Raw genomic sequence first — 19322 nt, 5'->3', positions numbered from 1 at the left:
ATCCCGATACCGGGATTAGCGATTGAGGTTCTATTTTATGGATTCTATTGGAGAACGAATTTCACCACTGAAGCGCCTGGCGGGATCAGCTGCCGCTGTCAGTCCGGCGGCTGCTGACTTCAGCCGGCACATCATCCCCGGCCATACGCTTGCGGAACAACGCAGTCCGTGCCAGCAGCAACGTAGTCACCGGCACCGTGATCGACAGCAGAATCGGAATCAACCAACCGTGCAGCACCGGCCCGGATTTGAGCGCCGAAAAGTAGACAATCGACGCCAGCGCCACACACCAGGCGCCCAGCGTCGAGGCCAGCGCCGGCGGGTGCATGCGCTGGAAGAAGTCCTTCATCCGCAACAACCCGATCGCTCCGATCAGCGCAAACACGCTGCTCGTCACCAGCAAAACCGCGACGATCACTTCAACCCACAGCGGCAACACATCGACATTGATCATTCGATCACCTCACCGCGCAGCAGGAATTTCGCCAGGGCAAACGACCCCACAAAACCAAACAGCGCGATCAGCAGCGCCGCTTCAAAATACGTGTCACTTGCATACCGGATGCCCAACACCAGCATCATCAGCATGGCCAGGATGTACAGGTAATCCAGCGCCAGAACCCGGTCCTGGGCCGAGGGGCCTTTGAACAGGCGAACCAGCGTCAGCACCATGGCCAGGGAAAACAGGAACAGGCTGAACAGGATCGCATTGGAGAGCAGGGCGCTCATTCGAAGATCTCCATCAGGGGCCGTTCGTAGGCGTGTTTGAAGTGCTCGATAAACTGCGCTTCGTCATCCAGGTCGAACACGTGGATCAGCAGGATGCTGCGGTCCAGGGCCAGTTCCGACCACACGGTGCCGGGCGTCACGCTGGTGATCATCGACAGTACGGCCAGGCCGTTGGCGTCTCGCAGGTCCAGGGGGACCTTGATAAAGCGCGAACGCGGTGGCCGCGAGCCGCAGACCAGGATGCCCCACGCTACGGCGAAGTTGGAGACGATCACGTCGCGGCCCACCAGGAAGAACAGGCGGATCATCACGCCCGGCCGGCGGATGCGGATCGGCAGCGGGCGCAGCGGCGCCATCATCAGTGGCGCGGCAACGCCGAGGATCGCCCCCAGCAGCAGGTTGCCGGGGCTCACGGACAGGTTCAGCACCAGCCACAACAACCACAGCGCCAATGACAGCCACGGGGCAGGGAACAGGCGTTTCATGGCTGCACCTCCACGACGGCGGCCTTGGCTTCAGGGCTCGGTACCGGGCGTGTTGCCATGACCGCCATCACATAGTGTTCCGGGTTGTTCAGGCTTTCGGCGGCGGCCTGGGTGTAGCGCATCAGCGGCTCGGCCTTGAACGTCAGGGCGATGCTCAGGCCCAGCAGGAAGAAGATCGGCACGCATTCGAAGCGGCGCAGCAGTGGCGACGGACGCTCTTCCGGGGTCCAGAAGCGCTGGATGCCGAGGCGGGCGAAGGCGATCAGCGAGGCCAGACCGGAGAAGATCAACAGCGCCACCAAACCCCAGGCGGCCGGGCGGACGGGCTCGTCGATGGCATTGCCCAGGCCCATCGGGTTGATCAAGGCGCTGAGCAGGCTGAGCTTGCCGATAAACCCCGACAGCGGCGGCATGCCGATGATCAGCAGGGCGCAGGCAATGAAACTCAGGCCGAGAAAGGCGACGGTCCAGGGAATCACCTGGCCGACCACGGCTTTTTGTTCGTCGTCGAGGTTGGTGCCGGGCGGTGGATGCAGGGATTCCATGGCCTTGGGCAGGGCTTCGATTTCATCGTCCAGCGGCACGTCGTTGGCCGAGCGTGAACGCTCGATCAATTCGGCCAGCAGGAACAGCGCGCTCAACGCCAGGGTGGAGCTGACCAGATAAAACAGCGCGCCGGCGGTCAGGCTTGGCTGGGCAAAACCCACCGCCGACAGCAGGATCCCGGCGGACACCAGGATGCTCAGGCTGGCCATGCGTTCCAGGCGTTGCGCGGCGATCATCGCCAGCGCCGCGCAGACGATGGTGGCCATGCCGCCGTAGATCAGCCAGTCGCCACCGAACAGCGCGGAGGCGCCGGCCTGGCCGGAGAACAGCAACGTCCACAGGCGCAGCACGGTGTACACGCCAACCTTGGTCATGATCGCGAACATCGCCGCCACCGGCGCGCTGGCCGAGGAGTAGGCGGGCGCGAGCCAGAAGTTCAGCGGCCACATGCCGGCCTTGGCCAGGAACGCAACGGCGAGGATCGCCGCACCGGCGTGCAGCAAGCCACGATCGGCTTCCGGCACCAGGGGGATTTTCAGCGCCAGGTCGGCAAAGTTCAGGGTGCCGGTGACGCCGTAGATCAACGCCGCGCCAATCAGGAACAAGGTCGAGGCCAGCAGGTTGATCGCGATGTAATGCAGCCCCGACGATACCCGCGCCCGTCCGGAACCGTGGAGCATCAGGCCGTAGGACGCCGCCAGCAGCACCTCGAAAAACACGAACAGGTTGAACAGATCAGCCGTGAGGAAGGCGCCATACAGGCCCATCAACTGAATCTGGAACAGCGCATGGAAGCTGGTGCCGGCGCGGTCCCAGCGGGCCATGGCGAACAGCAGGGCGCTGACGCCGATGATCCCGGTGAGCACCAGCATCATGGCCGACAGTTGGTCCACCACCAGCACGATGCCGAACGGCACTTGCCAGTTGCCCGGCAGGTACACGCCGATGGAGCCGGGGCCGCCTTTCTGGGTCCAGTACAGCAACAGCACGGCGATGCCCAGGCCCACCATGCTGGAGAACAGGTTGATCCGCGCCTTGAGCGGGCGGTGTTTCTCGCCGAGCATCAGCATCAGCGCGGCGGTCAGCAATGGCAGCAGGATCGGCGCGATGATCAGTTGATTCATCCAGGTCATTCCTTGGGCTCCCGGCCGTCCACATGGTCAGTGCCGGTCAGTCCCCGGGACGCCAGCAGCACCACCAGGAACAGCGCGGTCATGGCGAAGCTGATCACGATCGCCGTCAGCACCAGCGCCTGGGGCAGCGGGTCGGTGTAGTTGAGCAGGTCTTGCGGCACGCCATCCTTGATGATCGGCTCCTTGCCGATAAACAGGCTGCCCATGCTGAAGATGAACAGGTTGACCCCGTAGGAGAGCAGGCACAGGCCCATCACCACCTGGAACGTCCGTGGTCGCAGGATCAGCCAGACGCCGGAGGCCGCCAGCACCCCAATGGCAATTGCGATGACTTCTTCCATCAGGCGGCTCCTCCTTGGCTGGCAACGGCTTTGGCCTGGTTGCTGGGTTTATGGGCGCGCACCGATTGGTGGCCCAGGGCGGTAAGCATCAGCAAGGTCGAGCCGACCACCATGGCGTACACGCCGACGTCGAAGAACAACGCGCTGGCGACGTGGATATCCCCCAGCACCGGCAGGCTGAAGTGCCAGGTGTGGGTGGTCAGGAACGGGTAGCCCGCGAGCAGGGCGCCCAGCCCGGTCAGCGTTGCGGACAGCAAGCCAAAGCCCATCCAGCGCATCGGCCGCAGGCTCATTTGCGCCTCGACCCACTGGGTACCGGCGACCATGTATTGCAGGATGAACGCCACCGACATCACCAGCCCGGCGACAAAACCGCCGCCCGGTTGATTGTGGCCGCGCATGAACAGGTAGAACGAAACGACCAGGGCAATCGGCAGCAGCAGGCGCACCAGCACGGCCGGGACCATCATGAAGCCCAGGGCGGTGTCGCTGGCCTGGCGCGGGTTGACCAGGTCGGTGGCCACGTCGGGTGCCAACTGGCGCTGTTGCGCGGGCAATTCCATGCTCTCTTTGGAAGGGCGGAAGCGGCGCAGCAGCGCGTAGACGGTCAGCGCCACGGCGCCGAGCACGGTGATTTCCCCCAGGGTGTCGAAGCCCCGGAAGTCCACCAGCATCACGTTCACCACATTGCTGCCACCGCCTTCGGGCAGGGCGCGGCTGAGGTAGAACGAGGAGATATCGTTGGGCGTCTGGCGCGTCAGCATCGCGTAGGAGAGCAGCGCCATGCCGCCGCCGACCACGGTGGACAGGAGCAAGTCCCGCAGGCGGCGGATGCGTGCCTTGCGCAGCGAACTGGGGAGTGGCGAGACTTCTTCGATCCGCCGTGGCAGCCAGCGCAGGCCCAGCAGGATCAGCACGGTGGTGACCACTTCGACCACCAGTTGGGTCAGCGCCAGGTCCGGCGCGGAGAACCAGACGAAGGTCACGCAGGTCATCAGGCCGCACACGCTGACCATGGTCAGGGCTGCCAGCCGGTGGTACTTGGCTTGCCACGCGGCGCCCAGGGCACAGGCGATTGCCAGCAGCCACAGGGTGACGAACACGATGGAACCCGGGATTTTCGGCCGGTCACCCCAACTGATGCCGCTGTGCAGCATCGGGATCAACCCGGCGATCACCGCTGCCAGCACCAGCAGGAACAGCTGGGTTTGCAGGCGCTTGGTGCTGATGCGTTTTTCGATCTTGCGCACCCCGCGCATCATCACCACCAGGCAGCGCTCGAACCCGCGCTTGCCGTTGAAGTAGCTGATGATCGGCGGGTATTTGAAACGGCCCAGCTTGAGTTGCTTGCGCAGCAGCAGGTAGAGCACCACGCCGCCGGACATGGCCACCAGGCTCATGATCATCGGGGCGTTCCAGCCGTGCCAGATGGCGAGGCTGTATTCCGGCAGTTCGCCGCCGACCACCGGCAGGGCGGCTGCAGCGAGGATCGAACCGACCACCTGGGCCGGGAAAATCCCCACCAGCAGGCAGGTAAACACCAGCAACTCCACCGGCGCGCGCATCCAGCGTGGCGGCTCGTGCGGGGTGTGGGGCAGGTTGGTGGCCTTGGGGCCGAAGAACACATCCACGGTAAAGCGCAGGGCATAGGCCACGCTGAAGGTGCCGGCGATGGTGGCGATCACCGGCAGGGCGATTTCCACCCAGGCGGTGGCCGAGATGAATACGGTTTCGGCGAAGAACATTTCCTTGGACAGGAAACCGTTGAGCAGCGGCACGCCCGCCATGGACGCACTGGCGACCATCGCCAGGGTGGCGGTAAACGGAATCAGCTTGAACAGGCCGCTGAGCTTGCGGATGTCACGGGTGCCGCTTTCGTGGTCGATGATCCCCGCCGCCATGAATAGCGACGCCTTGAAGGTGGCGTGGTTGAGGATATGAAACACCGCGGCGACGGCGGCTAGCGGGCTGTTGAGGCCCAGCAGCAGGGTGATCAGCCCGAGGTGGCTGATGGTGGAGTAGGCCAGCAGGCCCTTGAGATCGTTCTGGAACATGGCGCAATAAGCGCCGAGCAGCAGGGTAATGGCGCCGGCACCGCCGACAATCCAGAACCACTCTTCGCTGCCGGACAGCGACGGCCACAGGCGGGCCAGCAGGAACACGCCGGCCTTCACCATCGTCGCCGAGTGCAGGTAGGCCGACACCGGTGTCGGTGCAGCCATGGCGTGGGGCAGCCAGAAGTGGAAGGGGAATTGCGCGCTTTTGCTCAGGGCGCCGATCAGTACCAGCGCGAGCATGATGGGGTAGAGCGAGTGGGCACGGATCTGGTCACCGGCAGCCAGGACCTGGTCCAGGTCGTAGCTGCCGACGATATGCCCGAGCAGCATCACCCCCGCCAGCAGGCACAAACCGCCTGCGCCGGTGACCATCAGCGCCATATAGGCGCCACGCCGGGCATCGGCGCGGTGGTGCCAATAGCCGATCAACAGGAAGGAGAACAGGCTGGTGAGTTCCCAGAAAAACACGATCTGGATCAGGTTGCCGGAGATCACCAGGCCGAGCATGGCGCCCATGAAGGCCAGGAAAAACGCGAAGAAGCGCGGCACCGGGTCTTCTGGCGACATGTAATAACGGGCGTACAGCGACACCAGGGTCCCGATGCCCAGCACCAGCATCGAGAACAACCAGGCAAAACCGTCCATGCGCAGCACGAAGTTCAGCCCGAGGCTGGGCAACCACATGAATTCTTCGCGAATCACGCCACCGTGGGCGATCTGGGGGTAGAGCAGGGCGACTTGAACCGTCCCGACCAGGGCCACAAGGCCGGCCAACAGGGACTCTGTGTTACGTGCGTTGTGCGGCAGCAAGGCCGCCAGACAGCTGCCGATAAAAGGCAGAAGCAGTAGAACTATCAGGGACATAGGCTTCTAATCTGCGGGAGTTTGGGATGCATCATACGTGCCGGATTCTTGATCACCAAACGGCAAGATGTGGCAGGATCCTACAAGGTAGGCTGAAAAAGGCTGTTTGGCATTGTTTCAGATGTCCCAAGCACAGACCTTAACCCTGACGCTCCTGTTCCATCTCTTCTGCCAACTCGACAGCCTTCTGCCCCCGCGTCTTCATCTCGCTGACAATCACCGCGGCCACAATCAACGCCGCCCCCACCATGGCAATCGGCGGGAAGCGCTCGCCGGCAATCCGCCCGACCACGCCGGCCCACACCGGCTCACCGGCATAAATCAGGGTAGCCCGCGTCGGCGAGACGCTTTTCTGCGCCCAGTTCATTGCCACCTGAATCACCGCGCTGGTCAGCCCCAGGCCCACCGCGCTGAACAACAGCAACCAGGAAAACCCCGGCAGCGCCTCGCCCATCGGCACCACCATCAGGAACGACAGCACCGACGCCGTGGCCAGTTGCACCACCGTCACCCGGCGCACATCCACCTGCCCGGCAAAGGCGCTGATCATGATGATCTCGGCGGCAATCGCCACTGCACCGATCAACGTGGCGATTTCACCGGGACTGAAGTTCAGCGAGGCGCCCGCCGGGCCGGTCAACAGCATCAACCCGGTAAACGCCAGCATGATGCCGATGGTGGGCATCAACCCCGGCCGCCGTCCCAGCACCAGCCATTGCAGCAGCGGCACAAACGGCACATACAACGCGGTAATAAACGCCGACTGGCTGCTCAGGATCGTCTGCAAGCCAATGGTCTGCAACCCGTAGCCGAACATGATCGCCACGCCGATAAAGCACCCGGCCTTCAGCTCAAACAGGGTCAGGCCCCGCAGGCTACGCAGGGAGAACGCCCCGACGATAAGCGCCGCCGCCGCAAACCGCAGGCCGACAAAAAACATCGGGCCGCTCACCGCCATGGCGTGCTGCACCAACAAAAAGGTGCCGCCCCAAATCATGGTGATCACCACCAATACACATTCGGCTCTGCTGAAACGGGAAAACAACGAGGAGGTGGTCATGGCGGCTCGGTCTTGCACAGGAGGGGCGCGGACCGCACAATGCGCCGCAAGCTGGGCAGTATACTGCGCAACCCCACCCTGTGAGCAATATAGTGCACAAAGAAAATCCGCAACGGGCTTCGGTCCTGCAACACGTCAGCCAGAACGTCCGGCGCCTGCGCCATGCGGCAGAGTTGAGCCAGACGACCCTGTCCGAAAAGTCCGGCGTCAGCCGGCGCATGCTGGTGGCGATCGAGGCGGGGGAGAAAAATGTCAGCCTGTCGACCCTCGACCGGGTGGCCGAAGCCCTGGACGTAGCCTTCAGCGACCTGATCCAGGCCCCGGATGCTCCCGATCACAGCCGCATCAACGAACTGGCCTGGGCCGGTGAAATCCTCGGCAGCAAGGCCGTGCTGCTGGCCAAGGCCACCGCTCGCCGCGAGGTTGAACTGTGGGAGATGCGCCTGGAGCCGGGTGATCGGTATATGCCCGAACCGGACCCCGAGGGCTGGAGCGTGCAGTTGTTTGTGTTCGAAGGTGTGCTGACGCTGGTGCTGGATGGCGAGGAAAAACATGTCGCCACCGGTGAGTTCCTGATGTTCGCCAGCCGCCAGCTTCACGCCTATCGCAATGATGGTGACGTGGCAGTGCGCTTTGTGCGCAACGTGGTGATCTAACTGTTGGCAGCGCAACAGTGGTTGGACACTTTGCTGTTTTGAACCGCCCGCTATACCGCTGAATTGCCGGCAACCTGCTGATTTTATTGGTCATTTGATTCAGGCACGACTCCTGCAATTACTCCAGTATCTCTCTGGAGCCTGGAGTCGGCCCATGTCAGCCCAACCCCAACACCCTGCCCACATCATCCGCTCGGACGCCGAGGCCATCGCCGTTGCCACCGAGTTGGCCAAGCGTTTTGCCGTGGAAGCGGGCGTACGCGATCGCGAGCGGCGCCTGCCGTTGGCCGAGCTGGACGAATTCTCCGCCAGTGGCCTGTGGGGCATCACCATTCCCAAGGCCTACGGCGGCGCCGGGGTTTCCTATGTGACGGTGGCCGAGGTGATCAAGCTGATCTCTGCCGCCGACCCGTCCCTGGGGCAAATCCCGCAGAACCACCTGGGTGTGGTGGACATCCTCCTGCAAACCGCCAGCGAGGAACAAAAGCAGCATTACTTCGCCAAGGTCTTGCAGGGCTACCGTTTTGGCAATGCCTTCTCCGAAGCCAAGAGCAAAAACGCCGGCACGTTTGACACCCAGGTGCGCTTCGACGGCGACAGCGCGTACATCAACGGCGAGAAGTTCTACTGCACCGGCGCGCTGTTCGCCCATATCGTGCCGGCGGTGGGGGTCAACGAAAATGACCAGGCGTTCATCGCCTTTGTCGAACGGGATGCTCCCGGCCTGCAAGTGATCGACAGCTGGGACGGCTTCGGCCAACGCACCACCGCCAGCGGCGGCGTGACCCTCGACGGCGTGAAGGTGCCGTTGAGTGCGGTGATCCCTGCCCACCAGGCCTTCGACCAGCCCACTGCCAACGGCCCCATTTCGCAAATCATCCAGGCGGCCGTCGACACCGGCATCGCCCTTGGTGCCCTGGAACAAGCCAAGATCTTTGCACGCCAGGCCCGGCCCTGGATCGACAGCCAGCAGGATCACGGCTGGCAAGACCCGTTCACCATCGCCGCCATCGGCGATCTGGAATGGCGGGTCCACGGCACCGAAGCGATCCTCGCCAAGGCAGGCGTTGCCGTCGACCAGGCCCTGGCCAACCCCAATGAAGACACGGTGGCCAACGCCTCCCTGGTCGTCGCTCAAGCCAAAGTGCTGTCGACGGAAACCGCGTTGCTTGCCAGCAGCAAACTCTTCGAGTTGGCCGGTACCCGCTCGGTGTCCGGCAAGCACAACCTCGACCGCTTCTGGCGCAATGCGCGCACCCACACCCTGCACGACCCGGCCCGCTGGAAATACCACCTGATCGGCAACTTTGTGCTCAACGGCGTCAAGCCTGCACGCCATGCCTGGAACTGAGGAGCTTTATCCATGACCGCACTGAATCAGGCGCGCCAACTGCTGGAAAGCACCCGGCGCTTTGTCGAGAAAAGTGATGACCCCTACGTGATCAGCCGCTTTGGCGATTTGCAGATTCGCGTGGACGTAGCGGCCGCCTTGTTTGAGCGTGCCGAAACCCACCCGAGCCCGGTGGCCCTCACCGAAGCGCAGATCGCGGCTGCCGAAGCCCTCATCGCCGCGAGCAATGCCGAATTCGAACTCACCGGCCAACGCACCGCATTGCCACCGACCCTCGATGACCCGTTGCGCTGGAAATACCAGATTGTCGGCAACTACCACCTCAACGGAGTGCTTTGATGTCCCGTGAAATCCGCTTGAATGCCTTCGACATGAACTGCGTTGGCCACCAATCCCCCGGTTTGTGGGCTCACCCGCGAGACCGCTCGTGGCAGTACAAGGACCTGGAATACTGGACCGACCTGGCGAAAATCCTTGAGCGTGGCAAGTTCGACGGCCTGTTCATCGCCGACGTGCTGGGCATCTACGACGTCTATAACGGCAACGGCGACGCGGCGATTCGCCAGGCGGCCCAGGTGCCGGTCAACGACCCGTTGTCGCTGATCGCGCCCATGGCACTGGTCACCGAGCATTTGGGTTTTGGCCTGACGGCTTCGCTGTCCTTCGAACACCCGTATCCGTTCGCCCGGCGCCTTTCCACCCTCGACCACCTGACCAAGGGCCGCGTGGGCTGGAACATCGTCACCTCGTACCTGGAAAGCGGCGCGAAGAACCTCGGCCAGAAAGCCCAGACCGAACACGATGCGCGCTACGACTACGCCGAGGAGTACCTGGAGGTCTGCTACAAACTCTGGGAAGGCAGTTGGGAGGAAGGCGCGGTTCTGCGCGACCGCGAGCGACGGATTTTCAGTGACCCAAGCAAGATCCACGAGATCCGCCACGTCGGTAAACACTTCCAGGTGCCTGGCATTCACCTCTGCGAGCCTTCGCCACAACGCACGCCCGTGCTGTACCAGGCGGGTGCCTCCAGCCGGGGCAAACAGTTCGCCGCCGAGCAGGCCGAGTGCGTATTCGTGGCCGCGCCGTCGAAAGTGCTGCTGAAGAAAACCGTCGCCGATATCCGCCGGCGTGCGGCAGAAGCCGGCCGTGATCCGAAGAAAATCCTGATCTTCAACTTGCAGACGGTGATCGTTGGCGAAACCGACGCCAAGGCCAAGGCCAAGTTCGAGGAGTACAAATCCTACGTCAGCTACGAAGGCGCGATGGCCCTGATCTCCGGCTGGACCGGTATCGACTTCAGTCAGTTCAAGCCCGATGAACCCCTCAAGCATGTGCACACCAACGCCATTCAATCGGCGGTGGAAGCGTTCTCCACGGCCGACCCGAACAAGGTCTGGACCCCCAACGAACTGGCGGACTGGGTCGGCATCGGCGGCTTCGGCCCGTTGTTCGTCGGCGGCCCGGAAACCGTGGCCGACCTGTTGCAGGAGTGGGTGGAAGAGACCGATGTGGATGGTTTCAACCTCGCCTATGCGCTGACCCACGAGACCTTTATCGACGCGGTCGACTGGCTGGTCCCGGAGCTGCAGAAGCGCGGGGTGTACAAGACTGAATATGCCCAGGGCACGCTGAGGGAGAAATTGTTCGGCGAAGGCGCACGTTTGCCGGACAACCACCCGGGTGCCAGCTATCGCGACCTTAAAGCCACAGCGATCTGACGGGGGAAACCACATCAATGTGGGAGCTGGCTTGCCAGCTCCCACAGGTGATCTTCATCAAGCCAACGACTTCGGCCAGCGGACCACCGCATGCTTGTTTCACCAATAGGAGCATTACCTATGAGCGTGCATGAACTTGAGCTTCCGCTGGCGGTGGAATGGCCCGCTGAACGGGTCACGGTGTTGCCCAGGGCGTTGGTGCAGTTGCACCACTGGGCGCAGGTAACGCCGTTGCACAGTGCCCTGCGCCACAAGCGTGACGGCCAGTGGTATTCCTGGCGCTGGATTGATGCACTGCGCGATGTCGAGCGTCAGGCCGATGGTTTGCGTCAGCAGGGCTTTACCGACGATTCGCGGCTGGCCCTCAGCGGGGCTTTCGAGCCTCATTTATTGCTGCTGGCCCTGGCCGCCCAGGTCATCGGTGGCCAAATCCTGACCTTGGCTGACGACCTGGAGCCTGCCGCCTTGCAGCAACAGCTGTGGCGCATTCGGCCTACCCACGCTTATATCCAGGGGGTGCAGCCGGTGGGCGTTGTGCAACGGGTCGACCCCGTGGACACGTCACAACGGCTCTGCCGCTGGTGGCAGCCTTCCGGCAAGACCGAACTGTGGAGCGAGGAGAGCACCCACGGGCAAGGCGGCCTGGCGGCGGTGCTGGCGCAATGGCTGAACAGCGGCCAGAGTCTGGGGTTCCCGCAGTCGGGCTGAGCTATGCAGGCCGGGCTATGCGGGCCAAGCTAGGCGCCCCGGGTCGATGTGCTGGATACTGCACGGGGCGATTTTTACCACAACCATTCAGGCAGACAGTAAGGGCGCAATTTCATGAGTGAAACCGAACGCGGACAGGCGACGAGCGCCATTCGCAACGCTGATGTGCTGATTGTCGGCGGCGGCCTGAGCGGGACGATGCTGGCGGTGCAGTTGCTGCGCCTGCCGGGCAAGCGGCAGATCCTGGTGATCGAACCGCGCCAGGAACTGGGGCGCGGCGAGGCCTACAGCGCGGTGGAACTGGGCCACACCTTGAACGGCAACGCCGCACGCATGAGCGTCGACCCGGACAACGCCGATGACCTGACCCAGTGGCTCACCGCCTACATCGCCGACGGCGGCTGGCCGGAGTCAGACCAGCAACACGTGCCCATCAGCGAACTGTTTCCGCCCCGCAGGATTTTTGGCTTGTACGCGCAACAACGGCTGGCTGAAGCCAAGGCGCGGTCGGCCTCGACCGTCGAGCATGTCCGCGCCGAGGTGACAGACCTTGAGGTGGACGAACACGCCACGTTGCTGACCTTGAGTGACGGCCAGCAACTGCGCGGTGCCGTTGCGGTATTGGCCACCGGCATGTTCCCGGCGGCCCGCACGCCCCAGACCGAATCCAGCGGCTTGAACGCGGCTGCGGTCGACCCGTGGGACGTGCAGGCCATGACCCAACTGGACCCGCAATCCACCGTGTTGATCATCGGTTCCGGGCTGACCATGGTGGACGCCGTGGTGTCCCTGGAACAGGCCGGTCATCGTGGGCCCATCGAGATCTTTTCGCGTCACGGCCTGTTGCCCCATGTGCGCCGGCAGCCGCCGGCCTGGGTCGATTTCCTGGGCGAAGACCACCGCCTGCGCAGCCCTCGGCAATTGCTGCGGGAAGTGCGGCGCCAATGCCGGCTTGCGCTGGACCAGGGGATTGACTGGCAAGCCCCGCTGGACACCGTGCGTGCCCACATCGGGCGTTTGTGGAGCCAGGCCAGCGAGGGCGAGAAACGCCAGTTCGTGCGGCATGTTCGGCCCTGGTGGGAAAGCCATCACCACCGCTCGCCGCCCTTGAGTGCCGAGTTGGTGGCGCGGCTGCATGGGGAGGGGCGGTTGCGGATTCAGGCGGCATCGTACAAGGGGCTGGTGCCTTCAGACGGTGATGTCACGATTCGCCTGCGTCGTCGTGGTGAACAGGACGTGGTGCAGGTATCGGGGGCGGCGCTGATCAACTCCAGCGGGATTGAATACGACTGGCGGCGCGTGGCCCGGCCGTTGCCCCGGCAGTTGCTCAAGCGCGGGCTGATCCAGCCCGGGCCGTTGGCGCTGGGGATTGCGGCGGATGTGTCGGGGGCGGTGCTGGATGCCCACGGGCAGGTCAGCCGGCGGTTGTTTGCGATGGGCCCGCCGTTGCGGGGGATGTGGTGGGAAAGTACCGCGGTCACGGACGTGGCGATTCAGGCCAAGGCGCTCGCCGCCAGGTTGGCGCACCTCTAAATCTAATGTGGGAGCTGGCTTGCCTGCAGTAGCGGTGGGTCAGCTCCATTTTTATCAACTGATAGGTTGCGATCGCAGGCAAGCCAGCTCCTACAGGTGGGGGTTCATGGCCCGACCTTCACAAACCCCGGCTTCAACCCGAACACTTCAACCCCCTGCGCCGTCGACTGCCCGGTCGTTACCGTGACCCGCTCCACCGGTTTATCCATCGCTGCCCGATATTCCACCGTCATGACCCCGTCCCCGCGACTGATCGCCTGGGCCGGCACCACAATCGCCTGGTCATTGTTGTAGGTCACAATGGTCAACCGCGCACTCATCCCCAGCCGCACCCGTTGCAGCTGTTGCGGGGTCAGCTTGGGGATCGACAGGGTGACCGGAAACTGCGCGCTGCCCTGGCTGTCGCTGGCAATCGCCAAGCCACTGACCACACTGACCGAACCCGTCAGCCGCTCGCCGTCAAACCCGTCACCCAGCACCTCCACCGCCTGCCCTTGGTGCAACTGGTTGATGTCCAGCTCCGACACCCTGGTGACGATTTTCAGCTTCTCGATATTCGCCAGCCCAAACAGCACCTGGCCCTGGCTGACCTTGCTCCCGGCCTGGACCGGCGCGTTGTTGTTGCCGCCGCCCGGGCCTGACGAATTACTGCCCGGCGCCGGCACCACGATGCCGGAGAACGGTGCCTTGACCTCCTTGCCATCGAGCAGCGTGTGCAGGGCGTCATATTTCACCGTGGCATTGGTCAGCTCCATATCGGCGATCTGCCGGTATTCGCCTTTGCCTTGTTCGATCGCCTGTTGCAGTTCGCCGCGGGCGGCCACCAGGTCGAGTTGTTGCTGGGCGGTCTGCTGTTTCAGGTCGTCGAGTTCGTTGCGGGGGATGATGCCGCGCTTGAACAGGTTTTCACTTTCGGTGAGTTTGCGCTGGGTGTTGCTGGCGGTCATTTCGGCGGTGCGCAGGCTGCGACGGGCACGGCCGACTTGTTGGCCGCTGTCCCAGTCCTGCATTTCCTGAACGGTGCGCCGGGCCTTGAGCTGCGCGGAGAGGGCTTCGCGCAGTTGCACTTCGAGGGTGGCCGGGTCCATGCGCAGCAGCACCTGGCCGGCCTCGACCCGCTGGCCCTGTTCCACCAGGTTGGCCTGCACATTGCCGTCGAAGGGCGCCGTGAGGGTGATGGTGGTGTCGGGCTCGATCTTGCCCACCAGGCCGATCTGGTGCACCAGTGGGTCGACTTTTACCTCCAGCCATTGCTCGGCATTGCCGGGCTGATTGGCGGCCGGGCTTTGATGGCTGAGCAGCGTGATGCCGACACCGGCCACCAGCACAATCAACACGGCACCCAGCAGGCGCTTTTTATTAGTAGTCATTGAGGGCGATTTCCCAACTTTCCAGCGTCATGCCCAGGGTCAGGTCGAACTGAGTCTGGGCGTTCAAATAGGCAATCAACGCATTGAGCCGTGAGTTCTCGGCGTTGCGCAGGTCGTTTTCGAAACTCAATACCTGGAAGTTGGTGGAGCGCCCGGCGCTGAGTTTTTCCCGTTCGATTTCGATTTTGCGCCTGGACAGCTCCACCGCCCGCTGGGAGATTTCATACTGACGCCAACGGGTGCCCAGGTCGCGTACCACATCGTTGACGTCGCGCTCCAGTTGCTGGCGGGCGTCGGCAATGATGATTTCCTGGTTTTCCACGTCGACCCGCGCATGCACCTCGGCCTGGCGGGTGCTGATATCGCCGATGGGAATCTGCACCTGCACGCCGGCGTAGCTGTCCCAGCGCCGGTTGCTGTTGTAGCCGTTATCGTCGTTGGTGGCGGCCCGGATCTGGTTCGCGCCGGCCACCAGGTCCACTTGCCAGCGCCCGGAGTCCTTGGCGATCACAAGGTTGAGGTCGGCCTGCTGGCTGCCGAGCAGGGTGGCGAGGTATCCCGGTTGCTGGTTCTGCGCCAGGACGAAAGCCTGGTGCTTGTCGATGTCCATGCGCTTGGCTTCAAGGGCCTCGGTGGCGCGGATCGGCGTCGACAGGTCGAGGGCCAGCAGGCGCAGCAGGGCCAGGCGGCTGGTGTCCAGTTGGTTCTGGGCTTCTTCGACTCCCAGTTGCTGGGTGGCGATATCGGCTTCAGTCTGCACAATCTCGAATTCGGCCATGCGCCCGGCACTGATCAGCGCCTTGTTCACTTCCAGCAAGGTGTCGGAGCGCTTGAGCGCGTCCTGCACGATGCTCAACTGTTCCTGGGCCCGCAGCAACTCGCGGTAGGTGGTGATGATGTTGCTGATGGTCTGCGCCACGTTGGCCTTGAGGTTCAGGCGGTTGGCCTGTTCCGACAGGCGTGACAGGCGCAGCGGGGCGGTGGTGGCGTCCCAGCCGGCACCGCGCATCAGGGGCTGGATCACCGACAGGTCGAGGCCGTCGCTGCGGAAGCGTCCGGCACGGTCGGCGTTGTTCAGTTGCTGGGTCCAGTTCATGCTCAAGCGCGTGCCGTACTCGCCGAGCAAGGTGGCGTTGGGGGCCAGGTTGGCGTTGCGGGCGCTGTCGTCGGTGCCTTTGGTCGCGCGGTAATAGCTGTTCAGGGTCAGCTTGGGGTTGAAGGTGTCTTCGGCCACCCGCAGGTCGAATTTCTGCGCCACCCGTTGCAGGTACGCGCTGCGAATCGCCGGGTTGTTGCGCAGGCCCAGGTACACCGCGTCACCCAGGGTCAGGGTGGTGGACTGGGCATTCAGCGATACGCTGCGTTCATAACCACTGCGAGTGGTGCTGGGCGCCGAGGGGCGAATCACCACATCGGCGGCCATGCTGTGCAGGCTCACCAGGGCCAGCGATAACAGCAGCCGTTTATTCATCGCGCAGGGCCTCCACCGGCTGCAGCCGTGAGGCCGACACTGCCGGATAGATCCCGAAAAACAGCCCTACCAGCAACGTGCTGCCCACCCCGAGGGGCAGTGCGGCGACCGCCAGGGAAAACTGCCAGCCGGACAGCCAGGCATACAGATAGGCGGCGGTCATGCCCAGCACCGCGCCGCATAAGGCACCGACAGCGGTCAGGGTGACGGCCTCCAGCAGGAACAGGTTGCGAATGTCCCGCTGGCGCGCACCGAGGGCCATGCGAATCCCGATTTCCCGGCGCCGCTCCGAGACGTTCATCAGCATCACGTTCATCACGCCGACGCCGCCGCCCACCAGGGAAATCGCGCCCAGGGCCAGCAGCAGGTAAGCGAAGGTGCGGCTCTGCCGGGTCATGCCATCGATCATTTGCTGGGGCACCTGAATGTCGACATTGTGGTCGGTGATCTGGTTTTGCAGCGCCGCCGCGGCGTCCCGGGCGACACGGTCCATGTCCTGGCCGGGAGTGGCGCGGATAATCACATTGCCGATTTGCGGGCTGAAGTAGATCCGGCGCATGCCCGGGGCGGGGACGAACAGCGATTCGTTGGCCTGTACGGGGATCAGCATTGCCCGGGGCTGGTTGTGAAGAATGCCCACCACCAGGTAGAGGTAATCGTTGATGCGCACCCGGTCGCCCAGTTGCAGCGGGTCGCCGGGGGCACTCAAGGCCTGGACCACCTGTTCGCCGACGACCGCGTAGGTTTCGCCCGCATCGAAGTTCGACAGGAAACGCCCGTCGCGCACCGACAGGCGCATGGCGTCCTTGAGGTCTGGCGTACTGCCGACGAAGCTCGCATTGAAGGTGCGGCCATGGAACACCACCGGACCGCTGAACATCGAAATCGCGCCAATATGGGCGATGCCGGGCACGCTGCGGCGCACCGCTTCCAGGTCCAGGCTGGCAGGCATGGGGGCAATGCTGGTGCCCTTGGGCGGGAACTGCACCACCAGGGTGTCGGTGCCCATGTCCTTGAATATCATCGCCGCGTCTTCGGCGGCGTTGTGCCCGATATTGATCAGCGCCACCACCGAAGAGCTGCCGATGACGATGCCTAAAAGGGCCAGGATCGAGCGCTTGCCCAGGGTGCGCAGGCTGACAAACGCCTCGTGCAGCAATTGGCTCAGGTTTTGTTCGACCCGCAGGCTCATAGGCGCCCGGCCTCTTGCACCACACCATTGCGCACCAGGATCTTGCGGTTCAGGCGCTCGGCAATGTGCGGGTCGTGGGTGACGATAATCAGCGTCACCTGCTGCTCGCGATTGAGCGCCAGCAGCAGGTCCATGATCTCCTGGGCGGTGCTGCTGTCGAGGTTGCCGGTGGGCTCGTCGGCGAGGATCACCGAGGGGTTGCCCACCAGCGCGCGGGCGATGGCAACCCGTTGGCGCTGGCCGCCGGACAGGTCGGCCGGGCGATGGTGGGCGCGTTCGGCCAGGCCCACCTGGTCGAGCATGCGCAGGGCCTGTTCCACCGAGGCATGCCGCGACACACCTCGGTAGCTCAGGGGCAGGGCGACGTTGTCCAGGGCACTGAGGCGCGGCAGCAGGTTGAAGCTTTGAAAGACGAAACCGATTTGTTGATTGCGGATCGCCGCCAGCTGATCGGGACTGGCGCTGAAGACGTCATGGCCGGCAAACCGGTAGTGGCCGCAGTCGGGTAGGTCGAGCAGGCCGAGAATATTGAGCAGGGTACTTTTGCCGGAACCGGACGCGCCGAGAATGCCGCAGCTGTCACCGGTTTCGATGGCCAGGCATACATCATTGAGAATCGACAGGTGCTGACCGGCCAGCTGATAGCTTTTGCCGATGCCTTGCAGGGAGATAAAGCCTGGGTGCGCGGGGGTATCTGTCATCATGACTACGCCTGCAGTCTCGACAGTACCGTGCTTCCCCTGAAAATCCTTGTAACAAGTTCAGGAGCTGCCTGGCACACGTCACGGACTGGTTTTATTTCTTGTTTTTAAAATATTGTTTGAATACTAACCGCGATCCAGCCGTTCCGCCAGCCATGGATATAGAGCGGTTTTACCCTTTGAAACGATTCTTTAAAGGGGCGTTTCAGGCGCGGGAAAAATCCATCAGCTACCCTCAACGAGCCCGTTGCTGCTGGCTTTGAATAGTATGGCGCAGTGTCACTACTTGCTTTCGGGCAGCGGCCCCGGTATAAAAAATCAAATTAATTTTTAAAACAATATTTCCGCAGTGGAACCCCAACCCCTATGGTCGCGAAGAAACTCAGCGCTCCAAACGTTACCAAGACCCGATTGCTGGATGCGACAGAGGCTCTTTTCATCAAATACGGCTATGACGCCGTTTTGTTGCGGCAGATAACCGAGAGGGCTCAGGTCAATCTCGCTGCGGTGAATTATCACTTCGGGGACAAGGATTCCCTGATGAAAACCCTGCTGATGCAGCGCCTGGAGCCGCTCAACGAGCAGCGCCTGGAATTGCTCGCCAGGTGCGAAGCCGAATCCGACGGCCCGCTGGACTGCGACACCTTGCTCGGCGTGCTGTTCGCCCCGGCCATGGGCCTGGAGCGCAGCGACCCGGCGAGTGGGGAAGGGCGTTCATTCATCCGTTTCCTGGGTCGGGTCTACAGCGACACCTCGCCGTTTATCCAGGAATACCTCAAGGTGCATTACCAGCCGGTGTTCCAGCGTTTCTTTGAAGCGTTCGCCCTGGCGCTGCCGGACTTGCCGCGCAACGAATTGGGGGTGCGCCTGCAATTTGCTCTCAAGGCGATTTCCGGGGTGATGGCCGGCACCGAGCTGCGCTTGCTGATGAACTCCATGAGCCTGGGACGCCCGGCCACTGATGCCGAGGTGATGGCCAAGCTGATTACCCTGGTGTCCGCGGCGATTCGCGTGCCACAGCAAAGCCCGGAAGCCGAAACGGCCCTGGCGCGGGTGCTGGATACGCAACGTGCTATCCGCGAGCAGGCCGCGTCGCCTGTCAACAAGGTGGCTCGCTGAACCCTTCAAGACCGGCTTGCAATGAGCCGGTCTGCCTCTGCACCCTCTATACAAACAACCTTGCGAACACTCAAATCCCGGGCAAAAAAAACCCGCTGGGGCGGCGGGTTTTTAAGTGCAACATTTGTAACGGATGAGGCTTTACCCTACGTCTCCGGATGTGAATAAAACGTGAAAAATATGTAAGAAAAAGTGTGAATGTGCGGGGTTGGTATTGACTGCGCTTTCTCTGAAATAGCTCATCGACTTCCGCCATTCGTCGCCACTGTCAATTCTGACAGGTAGACG

The 19322-nt window shown here is 63.0% G+C and carries 18 protein-coding genes; 7 read left to right on the top strand and 11 right to left on the bottom strand.

What is annotated here, in order from left to right; translation table 11 throughout:
- Positions 1-85: 85 nt before the first annotated feature.
- The 7 genes from JFV30_RS18005 to JFV30_RS17975 all read right to left on the bottom strand — a co-directional run bounded on the left by JFV30_RS18005 (position 86) and on the right by JFV30_RS17975 (position 7215).
- A complete protein-coding gene (locus JFV30_RS18005) occupies positions 86-454 on the bottom strand; it encodes a Na+/H+ antiporter subunit G (protein WP_010166994.1) in 369 nt (122 codons plus the stop codon).
- Positions 451-729, bottom strand: coding sequence for a K+/H+ antiporter subunit F (locus JFV30_RS18000; RefSeq protein WP_003211751.1), 279 nt, complete (start codon positions 727-729; stop codon positions 451-453). Before JFV30_RS18000 ends, JFV30_RS18005 begins: the two co-directional genes overlap by 4 nt.
- The gene (locus JFV30_RS17995; RefSeq protein WP_010167000.1) at positions 726-1214 is read right to left on the bottom strand and encodes a Na+/H+ antiporter subunit E; all 489 of its coding nucleotides are present in this window, start codon (positions 1212-1214) and stop codon (positions 726-728) included. Before JFV30_RS17995 ends, JFV30_RS18000 begins: the two co-directional genes overlap by 4 nt.
- Positions 1211-2893: a monovalent cation/H+ antiporter subunit D gene (locus JFV30_RS17990; RefSeq protein ID WP_010167002.1), complete on the bottom strand. Its 1683-nt coding sequence runs from the start codon at positions 2891-2893 to the stop codon at positions 1211-1213. Before JFV30_RS17990 ends, JFV30_RS17995 begins: the two co-directional genes overlap by 4 nt.
- Positions 2890-3234, bottom strand: coding sequence for a Na+/H+ antiporter subunit C (locus JFV30_RS17985; protein WP_003192163.1), 345 nt, complete (start codon positions 3232-3234; stop codon positions 2890-2892). Before JFV30_RS17985 ends, JFV30_RS17990 begins: the two co-directional genes overlap by 4 nt.
- Positions 3234-6155: a monovalent cation/H+ antiporter subunit A gene (locus JFV30_RS17980; protein WP_201124802.1), complete on the bottom strand. Its 2922-nt coding sequence runs from the start codon at positions 6153-6155 to the stop codon at positions 3234-3236. Before JFV30_RS17980 ends, JFV30_RS17985 begins: the two co-directional genes overlap by 1 nt.
- 139 nt (positions 6156-6294) lie before the next feature.
- The gene (locus tag JFV30_RS17975) at positions 6295-7215 is read right to left on the bottom strand and encodes a DMT family transporter (protein WP_201124801.1); all 921 of its coding nucleotides are present in this window, start codon (positions 7213-7215) and stop codon (positions 6295-6297) included.
- Positions 7216-7307: 92 nt separating this feature from the next.
- Here JFV30_RS17975 and JFV30_RS17970 point away from each other — a divergent pair, with 92 nt between their 5' ends.
- The 6 genes from JFV30_RS17970 to JFV30_RS17945 all read left to right on the top strand — a co-directional run bounded on the left by JFV30_RS17970 (position 7308) and on the right by JFV30_RS17945 (position 13181).
- Complete coding sequence (locus JFV30_RS17970) at positions 7308-7871, top strand: helix-turn-helix domain-containing protein (protein ID WP_201124800.1); 564 nt, start codon at positions 7308-7310, stop codon at positions 7869-7871.
- Between the two features lie 154 nt (positions 7872-8025).
- Positions 8026-9222, top strand: a complete 1197-nt coding sequence (locus JFV30_RS17965; RefSeq protein ID WP_010167018.1) for an SfnB family sulfur acquisition oxidoreductase — start codon at positions 8026-8028, stop codon at positions 9220-9222.
- Between the two features lie 12 nt (positions 9223-9234).
- Positions 9235-9561, top strand: coding sequence for an acyl-CoA dehydrogenase (locus JFV30_RS17960; protein ID WP_169389123.1), 327 nt, complete (start codon positions 9235-9237; stop codon positions 9559-9561).
- The gene (locus JFV30_RS17955) at positions 9561-10940 is read left to right on the top strand and encodes an LLM class flavin-dependent oxidoreductase (protein ID WP_169389122.1); all 1380 of its coding nucleotides are present in this window, start codon (positions 9561-9563) and stop codon (positions 10938-10940) included. The genes JFV30_RS17960 and JFV30_RS17955 overlap by 1 nt, the downstream gene beginning before the upstream one ends.
- A gap of 120 nt (positions 10941-11060) precedes the next feature.
- Entirely contained in the window at positions 11061-11648 is a 588-nt protein-coding gene (locus JFV30_RS17950; RefSeq protein WP_201124799.1) for an AMP-binding protein, read from the top strand.
- Between the two features lie 114 nt (positions 11649-11762).
- On the top strand, positions 11763-13181 hold the full coding sequence (locus tag JFV30_RS17945; RefSeq protein WP_201124798.1) for an FAD/NAD(P)-binding protein: 1419 nt from the start codon (positions 11763-11765) through the stop codon (positions 13179-13181).
- Between the two features lie 104 nt (positions 13182-13285).
- On the opposite strand, the gene JFV30_RS17940 is transcribed toward JFV30_RS17945, so the two are convergent.
- Genes JFV30_RS17940 through JFV30_RS17925 form a run of 4 tightly spaced genes read right to left on the bottom strand, consistent with a single transcriptional unit; the run spans position 13286 to position 17918 of the window.
- Complete coding sequence (locus tag JFV30_RS17940; protein ID WP_201124797.1) at positions 13286-14551, bottom strand: efflux RND transporter periplasmic adaptor subunit; 1266 nt, start codon at positions 14549-14551, stop codon at positions 13286-13288.
- Positions 14541-16022 (bottom strand): TolC family protein, encoded by a 1482-nt coding sequence (locus JFV30_RS17935; protein WP_010167030.1) that lies wholly within the window; start codon positions 16020-16022, stop codon positions 14541-14543. Before JFV30_RS17935 ends, JFV30_RS17940 begins: the two co-directional genes overlap by 11 nt.
- Complete coding sequence (locus tag JFV30_RS17930) at positions 16015-17214, bottom strand: ABC transporter permease (protein WP_201124796.1); 1200 nt, start codon at positions 17212-17214, stop codon at positions 16015-16017. The genes JFV30_RS17935 and JFV30_RS17930 overlap by 8 nt, the downstream gene beginning before the upstream one ends.
- On the bottom strand, positions 17211-17918 hold the full coding sequence (locus JFV30_RS17925; protein WP_029615767.1) for an ABC transporter ATP-binding protein: 708 nt from the start codon (positions 17916-17918) through the stop codon (positions 17211-17213). Before JFV30_RS17925 ends, JFV30_RS17930 begins: the two co-directional genes overlap by 4 nt.
- 363 nt (positions 17919-18281) lie before the next feature.
- Between JFV30_RS17925 and JFV30_RS17920 the strand changes: the two genes are divergently transcribed.
- Positions 18282-19034, top strand: coding sequence for a TetR/AcrR family transcriptional regulator (locus tag JFV30_RS17920; protein WP_003211721.1), 753 nt, complete (start codon positions 18282-18284; stop codon positions 19032-19034).
- Positions 19035-19322: the final 288 nt, after the last annotated feature.

The sequence above is a fragment of the Pseudomonas sp. TH32 genome (assembly GCF_016650855.1).
GTDB lineage: Bacteria > Pseudomonadota > Gammaproteobacteria > Pseudomonadales > Pseudomonadaceae > Aquipseudomonas.
Note: the sequence above shows the minus strand (reverse complement) of the source record. Positions and strands in the feature narration are given on the sequence as shown.